We start from the raw sequence: 6552 nt of genomic DNA, 5'->3' as shown, positions 1-6552 counted from the left end.
CTTATTTTGCCTTTAATGCAACGACGCAAATCGTTACGAGGAAAACGAACGACAAAAAATCGTACAGTTCCATAAGCAGCACCCCCATTCGGGGGCTAAGAATCGACCGCCACCGTTGTAGCAGCACCGCCTATATTATAGCATACATCCAATCTTCGTGGGAAGCTTCCCGAAAAGGAAGCCCTTTAAGGAATCTGCTGATTCTTTCGACATAGAAATTGGAGGTGTTTTTATGAGCATGATTGATAAGATTGGCGCGCACGGCTTGGCAGGCGCTTTGGGCGCGGCGCACAAGAAGAAGACCGAGGCGGCGCAGGACGCTTTTTCTGCCATCCTGCGGCAGATGGAAACGGGCGGCGGTGCGCCTCGCGGCGAGAATTCCGGCGATAGAAATGACGAGGAAACGACGACCGTGACGAAGGTGATGGCAGACGGTTCCGTGCACGTCACCGTTTATCGCGGCACGGAAATCATTTCGGAGAACAAGACGAAGGCGACGACTTCGGAGAAAGATCCGACGGTCATCGGTAGGCGGACGGAGCGCCTTGGGGGAGCGAAAGAAGCGGCTCTGGACGGCGGAGCCGGCGTTGCGCGTGCGGCGACGCTGCTTGGATGAGAGAGACTTTCATAGGAAACAAAGGGAGGGGGCTGTCTTTTGGCAGCCCCCTTGACGTCCTCGCCGAAGTGCATTGACAAGCCATACGTTTTGCGGTAGCATAGGCGTTAGATTAGCATACGCATAATTTCATGAGGGACAGCGGAAAATCTCCGCTTTGGAGCAGGTACCCGCAAGGGTCTACGAGAGAATCCGGTCATGCCGGAGCGGTCCCGCCACTGTGAGGGGAGCGAAGCTGCAAGGATGTCACTGGGGCATTGTCCCGGGAAGGCGCAGCTGAGTGATGAACCGAGCCAGGAGAACTGCCTGCTTGACGATCACCGTTTGACCCGCGAGCGATGGGAAGGGGATTCTTCTTTGCATTTGTGCGCCTTGGCGTCGCTGCATATATGGAGCCTTTCTTTCTGCGGAAAAGGCTCTTTTATTTTGGGGCAAAGTCACGATCGCATGGTTGTGCTGATGGAGAAAAGAATGGCAGAGGGGGAGAAAAGTTGCGAAAGAGTTTTTTGGCAATTGTCATGGTCATCGCGTGCCTGCTGTTGACAGCTTGCCGTGCGCCGGGGGCGCCCAATGCAAATGGTGCGGATGCTTATACGGTCACGGACAGTCAAGGTACGGTCGTCACCTTGCCTGCAAGACCGCACCGCATCGTCACGCTTTCGATGAGTACCGACGAGATCATGCTCGGCCTTGTGCCGCCCGAAGACATGGCGGCAGTCAATGGATTGTTGGATGACCCCGTAAGCTCGAATGTCGTCGAGCTGGCGCAGAAGGTGGAGAAGCGTGTCGGTAATCCGACCGTCGAAGAGCTCGTCGCCCTGCATCCCGATCTCGTCGTCGTGCCCGATTGGGGGGATCTCGCGATTGTGCCGTCTCTTCGAGAAGCGGGATTGACTGTCGTCGTCTGCAAGGGGGCGCGAAATCTCGCCGAGATCAAGGAGACGATCACGCTTCTCGCGCAGGCGGCGGGCGTACCCGAACGCGGGGAAAAGCTCCTCGCGATGATGGACGATCATCTGAAAAATATCGAGAAAAAAGTCAGCGCCATCCCCGAGAGCGAGCGCAAGACGGTTGTTTTAATCTCGCTGATGTCGGGCTATGGAGGTATCGGTTCAAGCTTTGACGACGCCTGCCGCTATGCAGGCGTGAAGAACGGCAGAGCCGAGCTTGGCATCCGCGACGGACAGGTTATGACGAAGGAGCAGCTCGTTCAAATCAACCCGGATGTCCTTTTTGTACCGACATACAACGATCACGGAAAATTCGACGTTGATAAGTTCCGCAAGGAATACTTCGAAGATCCGTCCCTACAGACGCTCCAAGCGATCCGTGAGCATCGTTTGGAGGAGCCGACGGAAGCCTACATTTATAACTGCTCACAGGATTTCGTGCTCGGTGTGCAGGAAATCGCCTATCGCACATACGGGGAATCTTTTGCGCAAGGGAGAAACGAACATCTCTCGGCGGTGGAATAGTTACAGTTTGGGAGGATTTTTCATGGAAGCAATTATGACAGGCATTGAATTTTTCCATAAGGGTGGCTCCATCATGTATGTGCTGCTCTTGTGTTCCGTTTTTGTCGTGACGATCGGCATTGAGCGCGCGATGTACTTTTCGCGCATGGACACGGGACGCGCCTTTGCGCGAGAGTTTTATCAGTGCATGGCGAATGATGATTATGCGGGAGCGAGAAAGCTTGCCGAGGAGCATCGCGGTGCGCTTGCCCATATTCTTTTCGGCGCGATGAAGCTGATGAAAAAAGATGCCGCGCGTGTTTCATCCTATATGGAGATTCAGTCGGGCGTCGCGCTTTCGAAGCTCCGAAAGCGGCTCTATTACTTGAGCGTCATCGTGACGATGGCGCCGCTTCTGGGGCTTCTCGGCACGATCAGCGGCATGATCTCGGCGTTTTCCGTGTTCAACCTTCAGTCGGGACAGGCGACGGCGATCACGGGCGGCGTCGGCGAGGCGCTGATCGCGACTGCTATGGGGCTTTGCGTCGCCATCATCGCGCTCGCCGTGCACGCATACTTCACGCAGCGCATCGAGAGCATCGTGACGGATATGGAGCAGTGTTTCTCGCTCGTCGAGGGTGCGATGGACGCGCTTTCTTCCGATGAGGGGGCGGCGCGATGAGGCTCAGGGACAGAAAGGGCTTCGATAAGCCCGAGATCATCATCATCCCGATGATCGACATCATGTTCTTCCTTCTCGTATTCTTCATGCTCAGCACGCTCTACATGGTGAATCTCAAGACCGTCGACGTCAATATGCCGAAGGCGGCGAATGTGGAAACGCAGATGCGCGTGACTTATGTCGTCACGATGAAGAAGGACGGCAGCCTTTTCCTTGAGGATCAGCCCATCGCGGAAAAGACGCTTCTTGAGCGCGCCAAGGCGGAGAACGCGAGAAACGGCAACTTCTCCCTCGTGCTGCGCGCCGACCAAGACATAGACTATGGCATGGTCTATGCGCTCCTCGACAAGTTCAAGGGCGCGGGCATCACGCGCTTTGGGCTTGCCGGCGAAAGCGCAGGAGGCAAGTAGCGTATGGAGAATACGAGGGATAAATACAAGGCTCTGCTCGCGTCTCTCGGTGTACATCTCATCATCTTCCTCATCGCGGCGGCTGTCGGCATCTTTTCTATGGCGACGATGAAAGAGAAGAGCGACAACGTCGAAGTCGTCATCTATGATGAGGCGCAGGATGAGGGAAGCGAGGGCGGCGGCTCGCCGCCGCAGGTGGAGGCGGCGCCTGCCGTCGACGAGGTCGTGATACCCGACAAGACCTTGCCTCCGATCGAGCAGAAGCCTCCCGAGGAGTCGGATAAGCCGAGTCAGAAGCGAGAAGCGCGTGCGGGCAATCCCTTTGGGCAAGGCGGTGAAGGGAAAGGCGTCGGCACGGGCATCGGCGATGGCGAGGGACCGGGTACAGGCGGCAAGGGTACGGGTCTCAGTCAGTCTGAACCGCCTCCGCCACCGCCCCTGCCGCCCCCGCCGCCGCCCAAGGAGCGCATCGAGGCGAGCCTTCGTTCGGAAGCGCGTCCCGACTATCCGCCCGATCTCATCGAGGAAGACGTCGAGGGCAGCGTCACGATCAAGATATTCGTCGCGTCCGACGGCTCGATCGAAGACGTCGCCGTCATCTCGTCCTCGGGATACGCCGCGATGGACAGTGCGGCGGTAGCGGCAGGCTACCGCTTCACATTCAACCCCGGTGACGGCGGTGCGCGCGGCGTCTGGACGAAGACGTTTCACTTCCGCTTGAACTGAATTTATGGAAGAAGGCTGTATTTTGCAAAGCAAGAAAAAGAAGATGCTCACGCTCGCCATCGCGGCTGCATTTATGGCGACATCCGTCCCCGCTTGGGCGGCGCAAATGCCGCAGCAGACGGGTGAGGCATCAAAGGAAGAGTCTTCTGCTGCGCCTGTGGCAGCGGCAGAAGACGATCATGCGCTCGAAGATACCGTCGTGACGGCGACGCGCCGCGAAAAGCGCGACATCGACGTGCCGGCGGCGACCGTGGTCATTACGTCGGAAGCCATCAAGGAGAGCGGCGCCGCTGATGCGGCGGACGCGCTCGCCAAGGTCAACGGCTTCGCTTATAAATCCTTCGGCCCTTCCGGCGCTTCGATGGGAACGATGAACAACGAGCTGAACGTGCGCGGTTTCAAGAGCGGCACGCTCGTGCTCATGAACGGCAGCCCTATCTCATGGCGCGGCAAGTACAACCTCGACCAGATCCCTGCCGATCAAATTGAGCGCATCGAGGTCGTCAAAGGCTCGGGTTCCGTCCTCTACGGCAGCGAGGCGATGAGCGGCATCGTGAACATCATCACGAAGAAAGGCGCGAGCAACGCAGCGCATGTCGGCTTCGGCAACTTCGGACAGCGCCAGTACGGCGTGAGCGCAGGCGACGATCGCTTCGGCGTCTACTACAATTACGACAAGTGGGGGCATCTGAACGGCCTTGCCGAGACAGATGTCATATCTGCGAAGTTCAACGGCTCGACGCGCACCGACTTGCGCGATGTGGAGAAGACGAGCGCGGGACTGACATATCATATCAATCCGCAGATTGATTTCCTCTTCGGCTATTACAAGACGGAGGCGACCTATCTGCGCTTCGTCGACCGCGTGGATCGCACGTCCTCAGGCGTGCGCCTCGGCGACCCGTTCCATGCGCGTACCTACACGACAGAGCAGTACGTGAGCCAGCTCAACTACCACGATCATGCGTGGAAGGGCAGCCTCTACTTCAATACGGGAACGGTGGAAGCGAAGGGGCCGACAGACATCTCGCGTACGGGTGCGAAAACGCCCGGCGATTGGTACAACACGCGCGAGCGCAACACGACATACGGCGTCGATCTGCAGCGCACATGGAAGCCCGATCCGAAGGCGACCGCCGTACTCGGCTTCAGCTTGGAGCATGAAGTCTACGAAGCGCTGCCTGCTCGCTCGACGGCTAGCCCTGCGAGCTACATGCGCAACAACTGGGGCGTGTTTGCCCAATGGGAGCAGAAGTTCACAGAGCGCGACACGGGCATCTTCGGTATGCGCGAGACGTGGACGACAGCGGCGATGCGCGATGAGAACTACCATAATTTCAGCGCTTCCGGTCAGTGGCTGCACAAGCTCGACCACGAAAACAGCCTCTATCTTTCCGTCAGTCAGTCCTTCATCATGCCGAAGTTCGCGCAGATGTACGGCGCGAGCAGCCGTCTCGTGCCTGCGCCGGATTTGAAGCCGCAGACGGGCGTTACCTATGAGATTGGCTGGAAGGCGAAGCACGCAGGGCATACGTGGAAGGCGGCGCTTTTTCACATGGACGTCGAGGACAATATCACGGCGACATGGAAACCGCGGGATAACAGGTATCAATACAAGAATGAAGATTTTCGCAACACGGGACTGGAACTTTCGTGCGAGACGCAAGGAAAGCACGGCTTTTCGTGGAACTGGGGCATTACATGGCAGAACCCGGAGGCGAAGGGCAGCAAGGGCGCGGACTGGGAGCGCATCTTCGGCAAACTGCAGCTTACGGGCGGCGTCCTCTACAAGAAGGGCAAGTGGAGCTCGTCGCTTACCGGCTCTTACCTTGCTGATCGTGTGCAGTCGCCTTCGAGCGAGCCGTCCTATGCGTGCAAGCCGTACTTCCTCACGAGTTGGAGTACGGCGTACCACCCCGACGAGAAGAGCGAGATACGTCTGACTGTGGAAAACGTGCTCGACCGCGCGGACGTGACCTCGCATACGGGCGCGAATTACCGCGTCGCGCCGACGAACTTCATGCTGAGCTGCAGCTATACGTTTTGAGTAGAGTTTCTGATTTTCCGATGAATAGAGTGACAGGAAAAGGCATGGCAGAAAAACCTTTGGGGAGGTGACGCGGAGGCACAGAAAAATGTAGATTGGCTGTTTTCACTGTTTTTGTAGGAGAAGGAGTGTATTTTCATGAAATTGAAAAAGATTGCCGCAAGCCTGCTGCTGGGCGCGACGCTCGCCGCCGGAAGTGCCGTCTGCGGCGCGGAGGGTCTCGACTGGATCACGCCGCAGGATATGTCGCTCGGCGGCGTGGAGTCGGGAATGTCGCTCGACTATGTGGAGAGCATCTACGGACCGATGCAAGACGTGCAGTCGCATTACGTCGATCATCTCTTCGGCTACGGCGACACTGTGAAGATCGTGCCGTCAGCGGACGGCATGAGCGTGAAGTCTGTCCTCGTTAAGGGAAACAACGGCTGGGCGACGCCCGCAGGCGTGACCGTCGGCATGGACGCCTCGATCCTGCAAAAGATTTACGGCACGGGTGCAGTCGACTCGATGAAGCATAAAAAACACCGTATGCCGGGCTACGACTACTACACGTATTGGCAGACGGACAATCCGCTTCACTATCTGACCTTCGGCGTCAAGAACGGCAAGATCGCCTT

At 57.6% G+C, this 6552-nt stretch carries 7 protein-coding genes and 1 riboswitch; all 7 genes read left to right on the top strand.

Translation table 11 applies throughout. The annotated features are described in order from the left end of the window. Positions 1–232: 232 nt before the first annotated feature. On the top strand, positions 233–616 hold the full coding sequence (locus ACTTKG_RS08275) for a hypothetical protein (protein WP_442673743.1): 384 nt from the start codon (positions 233–235) through the stop codon (positions 614–616). A gap of 147 nt (positions 617–763) precedes the next feature. Next, positions 764–940: riboswitch (cobalamin riboswitch) on the top strand. Between the two features lie 167 nt (positions 941–1107). After that, the gene (locus ACTTKG_RS08270; protein WP_442673742.1) at positions 1108–2091 is read left to right on the top strand and encodes an ABC transporter substrate-binding protein; all 984 of its coding nucleotides are present in this window, start codon (positions 1108–1110) and stop codon (positions 2089–2091) included. Between the two features lie 22 nt (positions 2092–2113). After that, the gene (locus tag ACTTKG_RS08265; RefSeq protein ID WP_442673741.1) at positions 2114–2752 is read left to right on the top strand and encodes a MotA/TolQ/ExbB proton channel family protein; all 639 of its coding nucleotides are present in this window, start codon (positions 2114–2116) and stop codon (positions 2750–2752) included. Further along, complete coding sequence (locus ACTTKG_RS08260) at positions 2749–3162, top strand: ExbD/TolR family protein (protein WP_009646437.1); 414 nt, start codon at positions 2749–2751, stop codon at positions 3160–3162. Before ACTTKG_RS08265 ends, ACTTKG_RS08260 begins: the two co-directional genes overlap by 4 nt. A gap of 3 nt (positions 3163–3165) precedes the next feature. Continuing rightward, positions 3166–3888, top strand: coding sequence for a TonB family protein (locus ACTTKG_RS08255; RefSeq protein WP_442673740.1), 723 nt, complete (start codon positions 3166–3168; stop codon positions 3886–3888). A 4-nt stretch (positions 3889–3892) separates the two neighbouring features. Beyond that, complete coding sequence (locus ACTTKG_RS08250) at positions 3893–5935, top strand: TonB-dependent receptor plug domain-containing protein (RefSeq protein WP_442673739.1); 2043 nt, start codon at positions 3893–3895, stop codon at positions 5933–5935. A gap of 138 nt (positions 5936–6073) precedes the next feature. Continuing rightward, a partial coding sequence (locus tag ACTTKG_RS08245; protein ID WP_442673738.1) for a hypothetical protein occupies positions 6074–6552 on the top strand: 479 nt, incomplete at its 3' end.

The sequence above is a fragment of the Selenomonas sp. genome (assembly GCF_052169755.1).
Classification (GTDB): Bacteria; Bacillota; Negativicutes; order Selenomonadales; family Selenomonadaceae; genus Selenomonas.
Note: the sequence above shows the minus strand (reverse complement) of the source record. Positions and strands in the feature narration are given on the sequence as shown.

Excerpts from the sequence above, each read along its gene's own strand:
- ACTTKG_RS08275 (WP_442673743.1), top strand. The coding sequence starts at position 233 with ATGAGCATGATTGATAAGATTGGCGCGCACGGCTTGGCAGGCGCTTTG.
- ACTTKG_RS08265 (WP_442673741.1), top strand. The coding sequence starts at position 2,114 with ATGGAAGCAATTATGACAGGCATTGAATTTTTCCATAAGGGTGGCTCC.
- ACTTKG_RS08260 (WP_009646437.1), top strand. The coding sequence starts at position 2,749 with ATGAGGCTCAGGGACAGAAAGGGCTTCGATAAGCCCGAGATCATCATC.
- ACTTKG_RS08255 (WP_442673740.1), top strand. The coding sequence starts at position 3,166 with ATGGAGAATACGAGGGATAAATACAAGGCTCTGCTCGCGTCTCTCGGT.
- ACTTKG_RS08250 (WP_442673739.1), top strand. The coding sequence starts at position 3,893 with ATGGAAGAAGGCTGTATTTTGCAAAGCAAGAAAAAGAAGATGCTCACG.